This window comes from Pseudomonas brassicacearum, from assembly GCF_003732265.1.
GTDB lineage: Bacteria > Pseudomonadota > Gammaproteobacteria > Pseudomonadales > Pseudomonadaceae > Aquipseudomonas > Aquipseudomonas brassicacearum_D.
On record NZ_MOBK01000393.1, the window covers coordinates 1 to 287 of the forward strand.

Sequence of the window (287 nt, forward strand, 5' to 3'; positions counted from 1 at the left end):
ACGAAGCTCCACAGCGACGGTGCGGCGAGCGGGCCATGGGCGTCGCTGGCCAGCAGGCTCTTGCCGCTGCGGCTGCGTTGTGGGGCGATCGCCCAGTTGTTCGAAGACGGGGTGCCGAGCAGGTTCAGCGCCGACAGTTGCTGGCTGGCGCTGCTCAGCTCGGTCAGCCCCGGAATTTGCCCGTTGAGCTTGAGGCCTTGCAGCTTGTCGGCCTCGGCCAGTGGCAGGTTTTCGTCCGGCGCCGACGGCGTTAGCCAAGCAAGTTTGTCGCTGGTCACGGTTTGTGC

General features: G+C 66.6%; 1 protein-coding gene. It reads right to left on the reverse strand.

Annotated features, from left to right (window positions below):
• Positions 1 to 287, reverse strand: a 287-nt coding sequence (locus BK660_RS31895) for a penicillin acylase family protein (RefSeq protein ID WP_185045356.1), incomplete at both ends; no start/stop codon positions are given.